This window comes from Leptospira soteropolitanensis (genome assembly GCF_026151655.1).
GTDB lineage: Bacteria > Spirochaetota > Leptospiria > Leptospirales > Leptospiraceae > Leptospira_A > Leptospira_A soteropolitanensis.
The window spans coordinates 53,942-70,030 of sequence record NZ_JAMQPN010000001.1 but is presented as its reverse complement, the minus strand read 5'-3'; the positions used below and the strand labels follow the sequence as shown (position 1 = coordinate 70,030).

The following is a 16,089-nucleotide window of genomic DNA, read 5'->3' as shown; positions in this document are numbered from 1 at the left end:
TAAAAAATCAATCTACAACCGACCGCGCTTTTCGCTTCAATCTTTCCCATTTGTTTTTTTAATGAAAATGGATTTCATAAGGAAAAGATTTCCGCTGCAATCGCTGGCGCAGGGAAAATATTATGATCAAAAAATTAATTAAACCAATTGAAAGAGGGAATTTGTCTTTTGGTTTTGGAATTCATCTTTGTTTGGGAAATGATTCCAGAGGTCTGCCGTTTCTTTTTTTTCTGGAAAGTTTGTATATAAAATATCAAAAGAAAATCGCCTTACATCGTAATTGCCTTTGTGGATCAGATGGGCTGAAAACACCAATAAATCTCCCGGATTGTGAGGGATTAAAAATTGATTGGAAATTTCTTCGTGATTCTTTTTTCCTTCTAATTCCAAACGAATCTTTCTTTCTTCTTCGGTATCCCAGCGTTTGTGAGATCCAGGTACCAAGCAAATCCCTGGATCCGGTTCTAAGGGAATGCGAAAGTGCCAAACAAAATCTCTTTGAATTCTTTCGAATTGTTTTTCTTCCGAGATGCCCATGTATTGGATGTCCCTGTGCCAATAGGGAAGTTTATTAGGATCTTCTGGATTAAAAAATATTTGAGTATTAAGAAAGTACATTGGCTCATCGAATACAACCTTACCAATTTCTAGTAAGGCATCAGATCCAATGAATTGAAAAAGTATTTCTCTATCCTTTTTGTCTTTTGTGAACTTTGTGGAAGTAAGATAAGCACTATTTATATTTTTAGGATGATTCAGTTCTTTCGACCATTCGGCATTGGAACGAAGGAGGATTTCTTTTAGTATTCTAATTTTGTTTAGTGGAATGTAATTGGGAAACAGATAATATCCCAATTTTTCTAATTGGCTTTTAGCCTTTGTATCAATGTTTTGCATGTATAAAAAACTTAAATTTGTTTTTCCATATAGTAATGAGAGGGAATGATTCCTTCCCAACCCAAAGGGTGTCTTGTTTCTTTGATTTCAAAACCTAAGTTTTGGTAAAGGGAAATCGCTGGTTTATTCTCTGCCGAAACGTCCAAAGAAATAGTTTTATGTTTTTTATTATTTGTGATCATATATTCGATCATTTTTTTTGCGATTCCTTTGTTTCTTTCCGTTTCCGAAACTGCAATATGACCTAAATACAAACATCCTGATTTGGGCGGTTGGATGATGGTTTCTGTTTTGAGTCCCCTTGCCATTACTTTTGGTGCTTTCCATTTGTATACAGAAAGGATACGAAGGGCTGTGCCTGCAGTTAATGTTAAAAAACTAGGTTGAGTATAAGACAAGATGGAACCTACCACTTTGCCATTAAGTTCTGCCACATAATGATTGGTATACGATACAGTGTTTCCTCGTTTTACGTAAGATAAGGTTAAAAAGTTTAAAGGAGTTTTTTTACCTTCTGCAAAAACAAAGGTCCATGCTTTCGGTCCAGATGAATAGATAAGAGGAACGATTGTTTCTACATCGGTTGGTTTTGCAGCACGAATGGTTAGGTTTGGATTTTCCATAAGATAAAAAAGTGAATCCTTAAATTGAAATCTATCTAAATTTTTTTATGATTCACTTGGCACGTCAATAGAGAATTCAAATCCTGCGCCCCGGATCAAAGCGGAAATCCTTTCCTGAAAGGAAAGATTGTAGCGACGAGCCGGAGATGTGCGCCCCAAAAACATAATTTCTAAAACGTAAAGGAAGCAAATGCATTGATAAGCTCTCTTGTGGCAAGCTGGGGTCCATTTAAATTTTGATGAAAGGGTTTTCCATATTCAAAACCAAATCGGACACCTTGGAGAATTCCACTTGTGACAAGAAAGTTAACACCAATGAGAAGGTCACTTCGCATTCCGCCTTGACGATAAGGGTCGTTTTGTGGGTCCATCTTTGGATCTAAAGTTGCATCCATTCCTTGTAGGTTTAGCCACCTTTGTTTTGCTACACGAAGAGAAATCGAAGTACTTTCGTGTACAAGAAATGACAGCCATCCTGAAATTTCGTATCGATTTCCGAATCTGTAGTTGTTATCATTTTTTCCGATTCGTAAGCTGGCTTGTGATTGTGCACCCCAAGAGAATTTCTTATAATTACCGTTATAAGATAGTTGTGGAAGTAAACTATAAGTTCCAACGCCGGGTTGCATATTGTATGGAACTTTTTGTTTTCCCATCATAGGCATATTGTCCCTTTCATCAATGGAACCTGTGGGAAGAGAAATTCCCATCCCTGTAAAAAAATTCTGATGTTCCGTTTTTATCAATCGATAAGCGGTGCTAAAACTTACATCGCCAATCCCGGCTGAACTCATGGGTGCCTTGTCAAAATTACTGGATAACATCGTCATTTTATTTTTAACTGCAGGAACCATAAACATAATCATCCATTTGTCTGAAATAGATGTCATAGCACTCACCATATTCATTTCCATGACCATATCGGTTGGCACTGACATATAGTTGTACTTGTTAGCTGATAGAATAGGCAAAGTAGTTCCTATTGGAGAATTGGTGATTAGACTGCCTGATGGCATGGCGACTGTAGGATCAGTAAAAGGAAAATACAATGTACCAAGATCACTGAGTCCAGTGGTTCCTGATTGTAAACCCCACATCTTCATTCCCATATAACGATAATCAATCATCCACTTTCCTTTTTCGTGGATATGTGGGTTCATAATACCTGCCGGTGCCAACATGTCGGCTCGGTTGTGGTGTTCATGCCCTTCATGACTTGAATGATCATGATCCGAATGGTCTTCGTTAGTTAGTCCATTGGGAGCGAAGTTTGACATATCGGCTTCATCTGTATTTGGTGAAACTTTGTTAGTTTCACTTATTTCTTCTTTTTTGAACGAAGTGGAGGCCTGTTTATTGTTTATCTCTTTGTTCGGTGAAGAAGTTTCTATAGAGATATTTGTTTGTAGTTCGGTTCCATCAGAAAAAACAAAACGAAAGGGAATCGATTCTTTAAATTTTAAAGGAGATTTGATTCCAAAAAGCATGATATGAAATCCTCTAGGAGTAAGATGAGTCATACCATTTTTGGGAATAAAAATTTCGGAAACAGGAATCATTTTCATACCTGTTTCGGATGGTAACATTGTATATAACTCGACTCGGTCGGCTATATTTGATTTTGTTTGGACTAGTTTTTTGTCGAAGTTTGTTCCGTTGTTTAAAGTGAGATAAACAACAGAAGTTGAGGAAGAAGTATATTTGATATAAGCATTTTCAATTTTAACCTCTTTAGAAAGGAGAGGAGTGGTAATTAGAAATAAAAATAGTATGTGTTTGAGTTTCATTTTTTTATTTTTCCTTTTCCAAAAAATCATACTGGCTACTTAATTCACCAGTATGACAAGTGTTTGGAGAGAGAATTTACATTTCTGTATTTGATACGATGGAACCAACTGTGAAAGAAGTAATGGTAACTCCGTTCAATACAAAACCCAATCGATTTCCGCCTGTATATGCAGGAACATTCATCATTTGCATGATTGGATAGTAAGACATAGATCCTCTTTCCGTATCTGTGAGTTCCGAACAAGGTTTGTTGAAACCATTTAAGAATCTTGAGCCTCCCATTGTGTATTGAAAGTCTAGACAAAACGTATGAGTTGTTCCGGTCGTTGGAATTGGTGCAGAAACAGAACCACCTTTTCCAGTATTACTAAAAACATCAGAAGCATTTTTATATTGAGTTTGTGCGCCAGCGATCAAACGATAAGTAGGGCCACTTAAGGGACTACCTGTTCCATAAGCAATAACATCAATTGTGCTTGATGCTGAGTTCATAATAAAAGAAACTTCGATATTAGTTCCTCCTTTGTTTGTGGTTAACATCACGTCATTAGTAGTATACAGAACAGAGGAACTACTTTGACCTGTGGCCCCTTTTGTTACTCCGTTTTGAGTCAGACCTAAACCATTAAAACCAGCATCGTCACAAGCCGAGATAGAATATTTTGTACGGGGTTTACTTTCTACTTGTGTGAGATTACTTTTGATTGCTGCTGTAGTGGAGATGGAGCAACCAGGATTTGTATTTGCTGCTACAAGTAGTGCTAAAAGATTTGATGCATTATTCTCATCCGTTTTTTTAGCGATACTACAATTGAAGACTGTCAAACAAACTAGAGAGATAGACAATAAATTCTTAAACATAAAATTACCTATTTATAATATTCCAAGGGCTAAACTTTTCATAGAGTTCGCCTAGTTGCATTGAAATCATTCCTAGAAAAAGGAACAAAACCTTTATGTGGTTTTAGGAATGGAGTTGCTTTGGCGGTTTGTAAGGTAAATATGCGAATCCATTCAATAAGTGGGTATCTGGTTGGAACGCAAATATGATTATATCATAAGTAATCACGGGATTAAATTTTGTGTCTGTAGCAAAGCTCGGGTTCATTGATTGTGATTGGAGAACCTTTGTTGCCGATTTTTTTTTCGCACAGGAACATGAATGAGGACCAGAGCCTTTTGTTAGGTGGCAAACGATTCTTTTGGAATGAGGTGAATCCTCTTCTTTATGGATTTCGTTTTTGGAACCGTGGTTGCAATGACAAATCATAGAAAGGCGGTACATAGACTGGGCAAGTAATCCAGTTTCCAAAAATAGGATTTTACCTATAAAGGGAAGTAAGATCAAAACCGAGGCTATTTGTAACCAACGTTTCATGATGATTGTATATCATTTTACAAGGCACCTCTTAGTTTTTCAATGATCTAAATCAAGTGCACTCAAATAACTCAATTGATATAAATCATACTCTAAAAATTTCGTTTTTGGAATCGTTTAAAAGCTATGTATAGTGGGATGCTGACCCATAAACTTAGAAACAAAATAGTAATGCCGAACACACCGTACAGTCCTAATTGCCTTAATAGTAAGGCACCAGAAAATCCTAGCAGGGCAGAAGAGCTGGTTTGTAAAATTAAAAGAATTCTAATTAAGTCGATCGGGTTAAGTAAAATAACGATTAGAGAGGGAATTTCTATTGGATAGTCACCTAAATACAAACTAAAGATAAAAACAAGGGCATCGAAAAAGATAAAGAAGTACAACCAAACCAAAAGAGAAACAGTTAAAACAATTTCTCCCCTTCGAATCAAAGAAGAAACTAAAAACGCTAGTGCTACAAAGATTGCTGTTAAGAAAATTCCAAAAACGAGTAACTCAGAAAATAAAAATAGGAATTTAGGTTCATTTGAAAAAAGAAAAAACCCAGGAATACCTAAACCGAATAATAATCCGAGGGAAAGTGATACCGTGATTCCTAAATACTTGCCCAAAAAAAGAGAACTTCTACTTACGGATTTAGAAAGTAATACTTCAGCAAAAGGCATCGATTCTAAAAATGACATTCCAGAAAATGTAATAGCGAATAAAGGAATGACAATGAGTGTTAAGTTCATTGTGCTTACGAGCAATCGGATTCCATTCTGATCTCCAAAAAAACTTAAGATCATCATCACAAGGATGAGAATTCCTGAGTAAATGAATACCCATCGACTTCTGATATTTTCTTTGATTTCAAAAAATAAAATTTCTTTCATGGCTTTGTTTTGTATTCCTCATTCCAGAAATTCATTAGTGCCTGATCTAAATCAGTTTTGTTGTTTTTTCTGAGAAAATTTTCCGGAGAATCATCAATCAGAATGGACCCTTCTGATAAAAGAAGAAATCTGTCGGCTAACTCTTGTAACTCTTTTAATATATGAGTTGAAAATATAACAAGAGAACCTTCTTTTTTCTTTTCGGACAAAAGAGACTTTAATAAATGGGAGATATATGGATCTAAGCTTGCAGTGGGTTCATCGATCACATACAGATCTTTTTTGGAAGAAAAACACTGGAGGATGCTGATTTTTTGTTTGGTTCCTCCCGATAGAGATCCAATTTTTTTATCCATGTGGTTATTTAACTCTAAAATTGATAAAAGGTTTTGAAATCGTTCTTCTTCTACTGGTTCTAGTTTTTTAAAAAAAGAAATTAGTTCTCTCACTTTGATATTTGTTGGGAAACGAGGTGTTTGTGGCATATAACCGATGGTATGTGGTTTTCCATTTTTACTTTGAAATAAAATTTCTCCTGCGATCGGTTGGACCAATCCAAGAATTCCTTTGATAAGAGAACTTTTACCAGAACCATTGGGGCCAATAATGGATAGAATTTTCCCTGAATCTGTTTGGAAATTTACATTTTTGACCGCAACAGAATTTCTCCCATAACTGATGGTAAGATTTTTTACTTCTATCATATTCTTTCCTTCATCCTTGGATGTTGGTCTTCAAATTCAATTGGTGTCACTATGGGAAAGGCTTTTTCAATTCCTTGTAAAAAGAGTACTACTGGAGATTCATAAAGTACCATAAGGAATGGATACACGGCAATCCAGTATCCAAAAAAATGAATGGTTTTATGTGGTATATCTCCAATTTGATCTTTATCTAGATCATAACCTTCATAGTGATCCCAATAATTTTTAGAAAAAATATTGGTTGTTGATTTTGTATTGGTGCTAATATCAAAAACATTTTTTATAAAATTGTTATCTATGATTTTGTTATAATCTGTATTTCCAAGAATTTTGATTCCCCATCCATTGTTGATAAAATCATTGTTTTGAAAATTAATATTGGTAATCCCGTCAGCAAAAACGGCAATTGTATTTCCTTCAAATCGATTTTTGGAAAGGGTACTATCTGCAATATCTTTGAGTAAAATTCCATTCGAACTTTCTCCCCAATTATCCAAAAATTTATTTTCTTCCATTGTGATGTCTTTGCTGTACATGACTGCGACACCAGCCGAATTATTTTTGAAAATGTTTTTGTTAAATTGGTTATGATTGGAAAACATAAAATGCATCCCATAACGAATGTTTTCTTCGGATTCATTTCCTTCGATTTCTAAATGTTCGGAGAATTCTAAATAAATTCCATCGCGGTGTTTTTTTAATTTGTTCCCAATGATTTTGTTCTGACTTGCCGACCATAGGTGAATTCCATTCCCACCTAGAACTTCGTTTTCTGCATTTCCAATAGATGTATTGTTTTTCAGTGTGCAGTTTGTGGTTTCGGCTAAATAAAATCCATAAACGTTATCTTCTAAACTTAAATTTTCGAAATAACAATCTTTTACTTTTTCTGTGTGAACCCCTGCAAATTCACTTAAATCGGAGATTCCACTTCCAATGACTTTCAAATTTTGAATGCGTACACCATTGGCATAAACTCCCAATACATGTTTTTCTTTCAGTCCATCAATCACCACACCATTCTCACCAATGATGGAAATTGATTTGGTGATGGGTAAAAAACCTTCTTTATAGATCCCTGGTTGGATTTTGATTGTATCTCCATTTTGAGAAAGTGTAATTGCATCCTTTAACGTTTTTATCGTACAATTTGTACATACGAAAATTGTTTTTGAAAATAGAGAAGTCGTTGGAAGTATGGAGATTAGGAATATAGGCAGAATGTAAAGATTGGTTTTACAAGTACGGAGGATAAGGTAAAAAGATCGATTCAGTTTATGATTCGAATTTTTTGTATGGTGAATCTGCTTCTTATTGAAAAGGAATGGTGTCTTCATGAGTTTTAAAAGCGGCAAGTCCCGCTCCCATTGGAGAACGAATTTTATCGGAATGGAATATGATGGCTTCGTCTTTTGGGATAAATTCTTTTGTATCTAAATAATTAGTAACCCAAACATTTTTTATTTTTAGATCTTTTTGTTTCTGAAATTGTTCCATACATTCAATGGCATCAAAATGATATCTTTTGCCTTTGTATGTAATGAGTTGGGTGTGGAATCGCATATCTACAATCGACATAGAACAGTGGCTACATTTTACTTCGCCCACAGTCAAAGGTTCTGGGCGAACTTCCCCACAGCCTATGAATGCGACTGTGAGGAAAATGCAAATAAGTTTGAAACTCTTAAGCTGCATTTATTTTTTTCCTTCTATTTTCATCCCAGAGAATATAAACTAGTACGACGAGACTTAATCCAAGAATCATACCACCATAAGATGGATAACTGCAAGCAGTAATATTTAGCATTACCTTACAGCCAAGTAGTGGTGGTTGGTAAGCCATTCCTTCCACTATGATTGGTGCTTCTGGATTTAAGTTGTGTCCATAGTTATACTCCCATCTCCAAAAATCAGAAAGTCCAACAAGTCCTACGATGACCAAATTAATAATCCCGAGAATTGCCATCCCCACTTTGGGATAGAGTTCTGTGATAAATGCACCAAAGATCAGATAACCAAGAACATACGGCATAAAAAGAAGTTCTGGAATGGATTCCGAAACAATTTCCTGCATACCAATGTAGTGGTTTAGAAGATTGATGTTTTTGAGATCATAAGGTGTCGCACCTGTGATTTTGTTAATCCAAATCTGCATTCCAAGTCCTTCTGGATACTGCGGAGCCGCAATGGATATGGACCAAATAGGGATTAAATATACCAAGAGGAGAACCAAACCGACCCCTAAGATTAGGAGTCGGTTTTTTTTACTTAACGTTTGGAAAAGTAAAGTTTTCATATAGGTTATGGATTTACGCGGATGTACTGTTGCATCTCTTGATGAAGTGCAGAACAGAAATCTGTGCAATAAAAAGGATACACTCCCGGTTTTGGAGCTACCCATTTGAAGGTTCTTGTTTCACCTGGCATAATGAGAAGGTTAGTCATGTTAGGTGCTCCACCGATGGCAAATCCATGAGGAATGTCATAATCTTGTTCCAAGTTGGTTACATGGAAGTATAGAGTTTCCCCAGTTCTTGCTTCAATGATATCCGGTTTGAAATGGGAACGAATCGCAGTCATGTAGATATGGATTGTACTTCCAAGTCTAACGATTCTTGCGTCGTTTTCATTTTTAGTCGCATATGGATGTTTGTTTTCCTCTAGTGGGTAGAGTTTTGCAGTTTTATCCATAATTAATTTTGCTGGAATCATTTGTGAATAGTGTGGTTCCCCTACAGTAGGGAAGTCTGACAACAACTCTGCTTTTCCAGAAGAGATATCATAGAGCTGCGCACTTTGAGGTAACTCCATACCAACAGGTAGATATCGATCTTTTGTAATTTTGTTCATGGCAATGAGATACTTACCATAAGGTTCAGTCGAACTACCACCAACAATCGATAAGTGACCTACACTGTAATAAGCAGGTAAATGTTGTACTACTTCCCAAGTTCCTAGTTTCCATTTGACTACTTCTGAACTTACGAAACAAGAAGTATAAGCATATCCTTGACCGTCGAACTCAGTGTGTAATGGACCAAGGCATGGTTTTTGTACTTCACCAGCAAGTGTGGATTCATACTTAAGAACGGGGATTCCTTCGATTTCAGTCGAGTGATGTTCTTTTTTGTCTTTTACTTCCATCATTTTGCTAAATGAGTGAACTGGAATGACTGATGCTAACTTTCCACCACCAACAATGTATTCTCCAGTGGAATCAACGTCAGTTCCATGTGGACTTTTAGGTGTTGGCATGTAATACATCATACCCGGACAATCTTTTGGATTTAACATCTTTACACCGCTTAACTTTGTTGAAACGGCAGGTTTGTTTTCTTCTTTGAAATTGTTTACGTATTCACCGCCAAAATTGTAAGCCTTTCCTTGGTCTTTACATTCTTTGGCACGAACCCAGTTGAATGCTAAAATAAAGTCTTTGTCTTTTTTAGAAGCACCAACTTCCAACATTTTGTGAGCTTGTTCCGAGTTGTAACTACTGAAGAAACACCAGTCATGGGATTTCTTTTTGCCACAATGAGATAAGTCATAGTCGAATCCAGGTACAAGAACTTGTAATTCGATGGAAAGTCTTCCTGTGTTTTTATCCACTTTTACCATAGTGACAGTTCCTTTGAACCCACCTTTGGAAAAACTATCGATCGCTACACTTGCTTGTGGAACTGGAACCGAGAATCGTGTTGCAGCCATCAAATACTCTGTGTTTTCAGTTGCAAATGGGGAAGCATGGTTACCTGCAGTGTTTGGGATTTCCAAAATCTCTTTTGTTTCAAAAGATTTCAGGTCAATCCTTGCAAGTCTTGGTGTGTTATTTGCGTTAAGGAACATCCAACGACCATCTTGTTTACCATCTGTCATAGATGCTTCTACGTGATGGCTATCATCCCAAGGCACATAACCATGAGTTGTTTTTAACATGTCTTTGGTTTCTTCATCAAATCCATATCCGTTTTCAGGAAAAACGGAGAACACTGGAATGATTTTGAATAACCTTGCAGATGGGATTCCATACACAGACATCTGGCCACTAAATCCACCAGACAAAAAGGCGTACACTTCGTCCTTTTCTCCCGGAGCCACATACACTCTGGAAGCAGCATCGGACGCAAGCGTAGCCGTTGCAGCACCTTTTTTGCAATTCGGAACGAATGCAAAAAGAGCGATTCCAAGTGTAACAAGTATTAAATTTGATTTTTTTAACATATCGTTACCTATTTTAAATCCATCTTACGGAAGTATTCGAGGATCTCTCTCGCTTCTTCTTCCTTTATGTTTTGAAAAGTCATTTGAGTTAAGTGTTCACCGAGTAACTCTTGTCCAATAGGATCTTTTTGAGTCATCTCAATTGGGTTTAGAATCATATTCATAATCCATTCTGGAGTTCTGCGGAGTGTTACATCTTGAAGCGCAGGTCCTACAACCTTTTCTTCAAATTTGTGACAAGCGGAACACTTGGCTTCAAATTGTTTTTTACCACGGTCTGCCATAGCCTGGTCTAATGCACCGATGGTAACTGATTTTACCGGCCCAATTCCCTTGGAACTAGCGTTAGATGTTGGTGTTTCCTCAGTTTTTTCTCCTCCACAGGATATGATTGTCATTGTTACGAAGAGTCCGAGTAAAACTCCGAACTTCATTCGGAAAGACACTCCGTTTATTTTTGAAAGGTTCATTTTAAATACTCCTTGGTATTTGATTACTTATCATTTCTTTGCAGGAGGTAGTATAACCGAGTCTACTACATGAATGATTCCGTTTGCTGCTGGAATGGACGCAACAATGGTTGCACCATTGATCATTACCTTTCCATTTTTTACGGAAACTTTTGTGTGACCTCCATTGGCCATTCCGAGTTCATCATCTTTGCCGGTGAACTCAGACTTCAAAATGGATTCAGTTAGGTTACCCACTACCACATGGTATTCTAATATGTTTTTTAATGCGTCTTTTTGACTTGGTTTAAGAAGATCATCCACTGTACCTGCAGGTAACTTTGCAAATGCATCGTTTGTTGGTGCGAACACAGTGAACGGTCCTTGGTTGGCAAGGGAATCCACGAGGCCCGCAGCTTGAACAGCCGCGACAAGGGTTGTATGGTCTTTGGAACCTACAGCAATTTTTAGCACATCCTGTTGTGATTTGTCATCTGCAACCGCTGAAATCCCTTTGCCCGCATCGGAAGAATCTGATTTTCCGCAAGTGGCACCGACTAGCGAGAGACAGGTGACAATCGTGATCATTGTGAATTGAAAAATTTTTTTGTTCATTGGATACCGCCCACTTATTGGTTCACCTTCCATTGAATGTCAGAAAGATAGATTCTGAATTGATCTAGATCAATTTGGTTCGAATCATTTGTGTTGATAATTGTCAATTAGAGGAAGGAGCAAACGAAGTATGGTCGTATAAAAATGCGAGGAAGCGATTCTAGGACGTATCTCTCCCGGTTTAGGGCTAGTGAGAAAAAAATTAGAATGATTCTTATTTTATTTTTGCTTTACTGGAATCCATAGTTCCAAAGTGGTTTGGATTATTCACTTGTCCTCTTGGGGTGCTGAAAAAACCTGAAAGAACGAGGTTTTCTCATGGTCACACAGTGGGATTCGAAATACGAAACGAATATTTCCGAGATTGATTCTCAACATAAAAAACTCTTTCGATTGATCAATAATATTGAAACAGTTTACGATGAAAACAAAGAACATCTTTCTGCAAAATCCAAGATCCTTGTGGATGCGGTTTCTGAGTTAGAGGACTATACACTTAGTCATTTTTTAATTGAAGAACGAGTGATGGAGTTAAACCAATATCCAGAACTAGAAGCACATAAAAAACAACACGACCGTTTCACAGACAAAATTTTAGAATTAAAAAATCGACTGACTACAGGAAACCTTCTTTCCAATGATGAGGAACTCAATCAGTTCTTTGGAGACCTTCTTAAGTTTTTACGTGCTTGGCTTACAAATCATATTCTGCAAGAGGATATGGATTATAAACCATATATAAAATTTAATATTTAGAGTTTTACGTTATACTTTGTTCATTCAAAGTATAACGGGTATTTAGATATTTTTTCAATAAGGTTAGATTTTGCTTTTTTGGCTAAATTGATATCATTACCTTTCATTGTATGCACTTCTTCTAACAATAAATTAATATATTTATGTAATTCTTCATGCCCTTGTCCGGTCATTGTACATGACGAAAGAATTTCATTGATTATGGATGTGATTTGGTCCGCTTGTCTATGGTATTCCTCTATTGATTCGTCAGAATTTGCATGGTGAAATAATTTGTCCATCTTCTGAAACCCCATCCTTGTCGAATCGTCGGCCACCCAAGGTTTACCATTGTTTAGTTCCGGAAGTTTTGAACCCGCATGTTCATGACATGAATAAGTTACGCTAAATAAGAATAATATAAAACCATAAAAGGTGAATTGGTAAAACTTCATGATACAAACTAGCATTTTTGTTTCAGGAAAGAATTGATCTAAATCAATTTTGATTTTTTTTTTATAAATTTTTTACAGAGCAACTATTGGTTATAGGAAATCACACGAGACCAAGCTATCTTTATAAAAGTGATTAAACCTAAAAAAATTAGAAATTTTCCGATTAGAACCAAAAATTCAAAAGGAAATATAAATTTTGTGATTAAAAATAAAACTAAACCCGAGTTGTAACTATAAAATAGAAACCAAACTTGCCAGGTAGACCCTCTCGGCTTTTCGGAAAGAAACTTTGGAAACATCCAATAAGCGGTACCCATGATCAATTGTATGAAAAATCCCCAAATTAAAATCGAATAATGGAGCGGAAGGTATCTCCATATTTCTGGATCTAAGTTAAATGCTTTATTTAACATTAGGATGGCACCTAATGAAGATCCAATCATCAAATAAATTAATGAAACTCGAATGAACCAAACGGATGGGCGGGGAAACATAACTATTATTTTTTGCCCTGCGGTTCTAATCTTGGCCAAATTTCCAAGACAAAACAAAGAATTCCTAACAATTGAAATAATATGGAAGAAACAAATGGAAAAATAGAAAGTTCTTTATGTTTATATAGGAATGGTTCTGAAATGATCCGAAGAATAAGTCCAAAATTTAAACAAAAATAGGCCATCCAAGCAATGTTAGATCCGTTTTTTGGCGACGGATTTTTTCCTTTTGGATACATCCAAAGAGAAACACCCATGATAATTTGAGTGATCCATCCAAGAGTTATCATGTGCCAATAAACGGGCATTAGATGGATTTCCCATTGGGATCCTGGAAATTCAGAGAAAGCATAAACAATAACTCCGAAAAACAAATATAACATTCCAGATTTTATAAAGTATCTTGAAAGTTTTGGCATAAGAAATTCGGTTTTAATTTAAGTTTATTTTTCTTTTACGTCTACTTCAATTTTGTAACTAGCATGGCAAGCGACACAGTTACGAGTGAGTTCATCCATCTCTTTCAGTAGAGAATGAATTTCTTGTTTTTTGCGAATTTTGACAGCAATTTCATCAAATTTTTCATGCGTTCCAAATCCCAATTTTTTAAACTCCACGGGGAGTTTTAATAGAATTGTTTTTTCTTGGTTCTCTAAACTCGCAACAAGTCCCATACCGACTGCATCAGCTGCTTTAGCGGCAATCTCATAATCTTTGTCTGCCAGCCCAGAAAGCATCCCATTGACTGCTGTGAGGAGTGCTCTCATTTCAGTAAGTACTAATTGTCGCTCTGCTGGTGTTAGGTGGATAGCCGTTCGATAGTCAAGAGAACGACTTGTGCTGCCGAAATAAAAAAAATATCCTAATGTAATGACAGTAACAATCCAAAGTCCAATGGCAAATTTTCCAATTAATTTTGAATTCATAGATTTTCCTTTTATATATTTTGTTCCATTCCTAGATAAATACTAAATACACTCATTTGTTTGTTATAAGCGAATTGAAATGGATGGATTTCTTTATTAGAAAAAACGGCATGTGATAAAGTCCAGTCGGAAGTTTTTCCACCATAAGTTTTTTTAGGAAATCCATACTCACAAGCAATATGAAACGAAGTATCGTTCCAAGAAATACTTCCTCCCATTGCAAGATGGTGTTCGATACTTGCCCCCAACATCGGACTCACTCCGCTTGCCGGAATGACATTATTACCATAACTATATCCCATACGGCTCATAAATCGTTCGTTCCATTTGTATTCAAATCCAACTGCCAATATGGTTTGGTTTTTCCAATTCAAGTTGAATTGAAAAGCATTGGCTTCGACTCCAATCGGTGTTCTCATCCAAACATCTTCCAATCGAAACTTACTTGTGTTAAAACTTTCTGACCAAGGGATATATTTGATATCAAAATCGATGATAAACTTATCGGTGCGGTATGAAATCCCCGCTACATGTTTGTCAGGCCAAATCATATAACGAGATACTCTTGTTCCAAAGGATCGTTCCGGTGCATAACCGTCTACTTTCATGGTTCCATCCATAGGCAAAAAATTTCTGGTTGTATAAGAATAAGCAACTCGTATGTTTTCTGTTAAATCATAGGAGACTCCGATTTTTCCTCCCATTGTATATGCAGAATCACTTTGGTAACGAATTCCACCAGGAATGGTAAGGCTTCTTGTTTCATCTTGGTAGGTTCTTTTTAATTCCATAAACCCATATACAAGATCAATTCCTGCTCCAATCGCAAAGTTTCCTTTCTTGTAACCAGCACCAAACGTCGATTTCATGGTCATAAATCTAAAATTTAAATCTTCAACTGCATTTGTGTTCTCTCCGATGAAGGGAATATTGATACCAAAGGTTTCATTTAATGTTCTTCCATCAGGAGTATGCCGTTTGATATTTTTAAATTGTCCACCGCCACCTCCTTGTGCATAGAGAGCAAATCCAATACTGATATTTTCTGTTACCGGTTTTATGATACCGACATAAGGTAGAACTGCCCTCGGATGTTCTATGGTAGAATTTTTGTAAGAACGACTAGGATTTGGATCTGTATATTCATCATTGTATTCGATGGTTGGGAGATGGATAGCAGAACCTAACTCCCATTTGGTCTTTTTTACTCTCGCTAGGTGGGAGGGATTGGATTCTAAATCCAACACCGATCCACCGACTGCTTGGAAGGCTCCCCCCATCCCCGCTTGTCTTGCTCCAAAGGCAGGTTGCATGATCCCGTGAAAAGCTTGGAGTTCTGTTTCCCGAAAGCCCGGCTCCAGGATTAGAATTAGAATGAAAGTAGATATGAAAATGCGACTCGGAATCATTTGTTTCAAGGAAAAGAGGGAGTCTTGGGTGTCAAGGGGAATAAACGGCTAAAAAATGGAGAACCCTCGGGAAACCAAAATGCCAAAAATGGCAATGGTTACAGAAACAAGTAGGTTAAACCTTCCAAAAAAAGCAGAAGTTTTTCTATACCGTTCAAAACGTACGGGATCGGATCTGAGATAAGTAAAAGTTTTAGGTCCGGTGACAAAATCATGATACAAAGAAGATAAAAATAAAACAGTGAACAAACCAATTTTGGTTATAAACATGAAACCAATGTTAGATGCCCATAGATTCCAATTCATTCCATTTTGAAAAAAACCTTTTAAATATAAAATTCCTATTCCTGAAATGATAAATATAGAAAATAAATAATAAGAAATATTTCGAAATTGAATCGCTGTGAGTTGTAGTAATCGAAGTTTTTGATCTTTTAGTTCTGGGTTCCGAATGACAGGAATAAAAACGATTACATAAAAAATCATTCCTCCTACCCAAATCATTGCTGAGAGAACA

At 36.4% G+C, this 16,089-nt stretch carries 20 protein-coding genes; 1 reads left to right on the top strand and 19 read right to left on the bottom strand.

What is annotated here, in order from left to right; genetic code table 11:
• Nucleotides 1–138 precede the first annotated feature (138 nt).
• From ND811_RS00335 to ND811_RS00275, 13 genes are all read right to left on the bottom strand, one after another.
• Nucleotides 139–897 (bottom strand): phytanoyl-CoA dioxygenase family protein, encoded by a 759-nt coding sequence (locus tag ND811_RS00335; RefSeq protein ID WP_265350893.1) that lies wholly within the window; start codon nucleotides 895–897, stop codon nucleotides 139–141.
• Nucleotides 898–908: 11 nt separating this feature from the next.
• Nucleotides 909–1,520, bottom strand: a complete 612-nt coding sequence (locus tag ND811_RS00330; RefSeq protein ID WP_265350894.1) for a GNAT family N-acetyltransferase — start codon at nucleotides 1,518–1,520, stop codon at nucleotides 909–911.
• A gap of 170 nt (nucleotides 1,521–1,690) precedes the next feature.
• Complete coding sequence (locus ND811_RS00325; RefSeq protein WP_265350895.1) at nucleotides 1,691–3,307, bottom strand: copper chaperone PCu(A)C domain-containing protein; 1,617 nt, start codon at nucleotides 3,305–3,307, stop codon at nucleotides 1,691–1,693.
• 76 nt (nucleotides 3,308–3,383) lie between these two features.
• The gene (locus ND811_RS00320) at nucleotides 3,384–4,169 is read right to left on the bottom strand and encodes a hypothetical protein (RefSeq protein ID WP_265350896.1); all 786 of its coding nucleotides are present in this window, start codon (nucleotides 4,167–4,169) and stop codon (nucleotides 3,384–3,386) included.
• Nucleotides 4,170–4,272: 103 nt separating this feature from the next.
• A complete protein-coding gene (locus ND811_RS00315) occupies nucleotides 4,273–4,686 on the bottom strand; it encodes an LIC_11090 family protein (RefSeq protein ID WP_265350897.1) in 414 nt (137 codons plus the stop codon).
• Nucleotides 4,687–4,778: 92 nt separating this feature from the next.
• The gene (locus ND811_RS00310; protein WP_015681559.1) at nucleotides 4,779–5,564 is read right to left on the bottom strand and encodes an ABC transporter permease; all 786 of its coding nucleotides are present in this window, start codon (nucleotides 5,562–5,564) and stop codon (nucleotides 4,779–4,781) included.
• Entirely contained in the window at nucleotides 5,561–6,268 is a 708-nt protein-coding gene (locus ND811_RS00305) for an ABC transporter ATP-binding protein (protein ID WP_265350898.1), read from the bottom strand. The genes ND811_RS00310 and ND811_RS00305 overlap by 4 nt, the downstream gene beginning before the upstream one ends.
• A complete protein-coding gene (locus ND811_RS00300; protein WP_265350899.1) occupies nucleotides 6,265–7,605 on the bottom strand; it encodes a nitrous oxide reductase family maturation protein NosD in 1,341 nt (446 codons plus the stop codon). The genes ND811_RS00305 and ND811_RS00300 overlap by 4 nt, the downstream gene beginning before the upstream one ends.
• On the bottom strand, nucleotides 7,580–7,963 hold the full coding sequence (locus tag ND811_RS00295) for a nitrous oxide reductase accessory protein NosL (RefSeq protein WP_238777203.1): 384 nt from the start codon (nucleotides 7,961–7,963) through the stop codon (nucleotides 7,580–7,582). The genes ND811_RS00300 and ND811_RS00295 overlap by 26 nt, the downstream gene beginning before the upstream one ends.
• The gene (locus ND811_RS00290; protein WP_265350900.1) at nucleotides 7,953–8,564 is read right to left on the bottom strand and encodes a hypothetical protein; all 612 of its coding nucleotides are present in this window, start codon (nucleotides 8,562–8,564) and stop codon (nucleotides 7,953–7,955) included. The genes ND811_RS00295 and ND811_RS00290 overlap by 11 nt, the downstream gene beginning before the upstream one ends.
• A 5-nt stretch (nucleotides 8,565–8,569) precedes the next feature.
• On the bottom strand, nucleotides 8,570–10,489 hold the full coding sequence (nosZ, locus tag ND811_RS00285; RefSeq protein ID WP_265350901.1) for a Sec-dependent nitrous-oxide reductase: 1,920 nt from the start codon (nucleotides 10,487–10,489) through the stop codon (nucleotides 8,570–8,572).
• 8 nt (nucleotides 10,490–10,497) lie between these two features.
• Nucleotides 10,498–10,959: a c-type cytochrome gene (locus ND811_RS00280; RefSeq protein WP_265350902.1), complete on the bottom strand. Its 462-nt coding sequence runs from the start codon at nucleotides 10,957–10,959 to the stop codon at nucleotides 10,498–10,500.
• Between the two features lie 30 nt (nucleotides 10,960–10,989).
• On the bottom strand, nucleotides 10,990–11,586 hold the full coding sequence (locus ND811_RS00275; RefSeq protein ID WP_322113433.1) for a fasciclin domain-containing protein: 597 nt from the start codon (nucleotides 11,584–11,586) through the stop codon (nucleotides 10,990–10,992).
• A gap of 285 nt (nucleotides 11,587–11,871) precedes the next feature.
• On the opposite strand from ND811_RS00275, the gene ND811_RS00270 reads away from it, so the two are divergent.
• Nucleotides 11,872–12,309, top strand: a complete 438-nt coding sequence (locus ND811_RS00270) for a bacteriohemerythrin (RefSeq protein WP_265350904.1) — start codon at nucleotides 11,872–11,874, stop codon at nucleotides 12,307–12,309.
• A 20-nt stretch (nucleotides 12,310–12,329) separates the two neighbouring features.
• On the opposite strand, the gene ND811_RS00265 is transcribed toward ND811_RS00270, so the two are convergent.
• The 6 genes from ND811_RS00265 to ND811_RS00240 form a co-directional block, all read right to left on the bottom strand.
• Nucleotides 12,330–12,743, bottom strand: a complete 414-nt coding sequence (locus tag ND811_RS00265; RefSeq protein WP_265350905.1) for a hypothetical protein — start codon at nucleotides 12,741–12,743, stop codon at nucleotides 12,330–12,332.
• A gap of 83 nt (nucleotides 12,744–12,826) precedes the next feature.
• Nucleotides 12,827–13,237, bottom strand: a complete 411-nt coding sequence (locus ND811_RS00260) for a heme-copper oxidase family protein (RefSeq protein WP_265350906.1) — start codon at nucleotides 13,235–13,237, stop codon at nucleotides 12,827–12,829.
• Nucleotides 13,238–13,242: 5 nt separating this feature from the next.
• Nucleotides 13,243–13,656 carry a hypothetical protein gene (locus ND811_RS00255; RefSeq protein ID WP_265350907.1) on the bottom strand — a complete coding sequence of 138 codons (414 nt, stop codon included), beginning with the start codon at nucleotides 13,654–13,656 and terminating at the stop codon, nucleotides 13,243–13,245.
• Nucleotides 13,657–13,680: 24 nt separating this feature from the next.
• Nucleotides 13,681–14,163 carry a hypothetical protein gene (locus tag ND811_RS00250; protein ID WP_265350908.1) on the bottom strand — a complete coding sequence of 161 codons (483 nt, stop codon included), beginning with the start codon at nucleotides 14,161–14,163 and terminating at the stop codon, nucleotides 13,681–13,683.
• Nucleotides 14,164–14,174: 11 nt separating this feature from the next.
• Nucleotides 14,175–15,572, bottom strand: a complete 1,398-nt coding sequence (locus tag ND811_RS00245; protein ID WP_265350909.1) for an OmpP1/FadL family transporter — start codon at nucleotides 15,570–15,572, stop codon at nucleotides 14,175–14,177.
• 48 nt (nucleotides 15,573–15,620) lie between these two features.
• Nucleotides 15,621–16,058 carry a hypothetical protein gene (locus tag ND811_RS00240; RefSeq protein ID WP_265350910.1) on the bottom strand — a complete coding sequence of 146 codons (438 nt, stop codon included), beginning with the start codon at nucleotides 16,056–16,058 and terminating at the stop codon, nucleotides 15,621–15,623.
• Nucleotides 16,059–16,089: the final 31 nt, after the last annotated feature.

Excerpts from the sequence above, each read along its gene's own strand:
- ND811_RS00240 (WP_265350910.1), bottom strand. The coding sequence starts at position 16,058 with ATGATTTTTTATGTAATCGTTTTTATTCCTGTCATTCGGAACCCAGAA.
- ND811_RS00265 (WP_265350905.1), bottom strand. The coding sequence starts at position 12,743 with ATGAAGTTTTACCAATTCACCTTTTATGGTTTTATATTATTCTTATTT.
- ND811_RS00255 (WP_265350907.1), bottom strand. The coding sequence starts at position 13,656 with ATGCCAAAACTTTCAAGATACTTTATAAAATCTGGAATGTTATATTTG.
- ND811_RS00260 (WP_265350906.1), bottom strand. The coding sequence starts at position 13,237 with ATGTTTCCCCGCCCATCCGTTTGGTTCATTCGAGTTTCATTAATTTAT.
- ND811_RS00250 (WP_265350908.1), bottom strand. The coding sequence starts at position 14,163 with ATGAATTCAAAATTAATTGGAAAATTTGCCATTGGACTTTGGATTGTT.
- ND811_RS00270 (WP_265350904.1), top strand. The coding sequence starts at position 11,872 with ATGGTCACACAGTGGGATTCGAAATACGAAACGAATATTTCCGAGATT.
- ND811_RS00315 (WP_265350897.1), bottom strand. The coding sequence starts at position 4,686 with ATGAAACGTTGGTTACAAATAGCCTCGGTTTTGATCTTACTTCCCTTT.
- ND811_RS00335 (WP_265350893.1), bottom strand. The coding sequence starts at position 897 with ATGCAAAACATTGATACAAAGGCTAAAAGCCAATTAGAAAAATTGGGA.
- ND811_RS00290 (WP_265350900.1), bottom strand. The coding sequence starts at position 8,564 with ATGAAAACTTTACTTTTCCAAACGTTAAGTAAAAAAAACCGACTCCTA.
- ND811_RS00275 (WP_322113433.1), bottom strand. The coding sequence starts at position 11,586 with ATGGAAGGTGAACCAATAAGTGGGCGGTATCCAATGAACAAAAAAATT.
- nosZ (WP_265350901.1), bottom strand. The coding sequence starts at position 10,489 with ATGTTAAAAAAATCAAATTTAATACTTGTTACACTTGGAATCGCTCTT.
- ND811_RS00295 (WP_238777203.1), bottom strand. The coding sequence starts at position 7,963 with ATGCAGCTTAAGAGTTTCAAACTTATTTGCATTTTCCTCACAGTCGCA.
- ND811_RS00320 (WP_265350896.1), bottom strand. The coding sequence starts at position 4,169 with ATGTTTAAGAATTTATTGTCTATCTCTCTAGTTTGTTTGACAGTCTTC.
- ND811_RS00280 (WP_265350902.1), bottom strand. The coding sequence starts at position 10,959 with ATGAACCTTTCAAAAATAAACGGAGTGTCTTTCCGAATGAAGTTCGGA.
- ND811_RS00325 (WP_265350895.1), bottom strand. The coding sequence starts at position 3,307 with ATGAAACTCAAACACATACTATTTTTATTTCTAATTACCACTCCTCTC.
- ND811_RS00310 (WP_015681559.1), bottom strand. The coding sequence starts at position 5,564 with ATGAAAGAAATTTTATTTTTTGAAATCAAAGAAAATATCAGAAGTCGA.
- ND811_RS00300 (WP_265350899.1), bottom strand. The coding sequence starts at position 7,605 with ATGAAGACACCATTCCTTTTCAATAAGAAGCAGATTCACCATACAAAA.
- ND811_RS00245 (WP_265350909.1), bottom strand. The coding sequence starts at position 15,572 with ATGATTCCGAGTCGCATTTTCATATCTACTTTCATTCTAATTCTAATC.
- ND811_RS00330 (WP_265350894.1), bottom strand. The coding sequence starts at position 1,520 with ATGGAAAATCCAAACCTAACCATTCGTGCTGCAAAACCAACCGATGTA.
- ND811_RS00305 (WP_265350898.1), bottom strand. The coding sequence starts at position 6,268 with ATGATAGAAGTAAAAAATCTTACCATCAGTTATGGGAGAAATTCTGTT.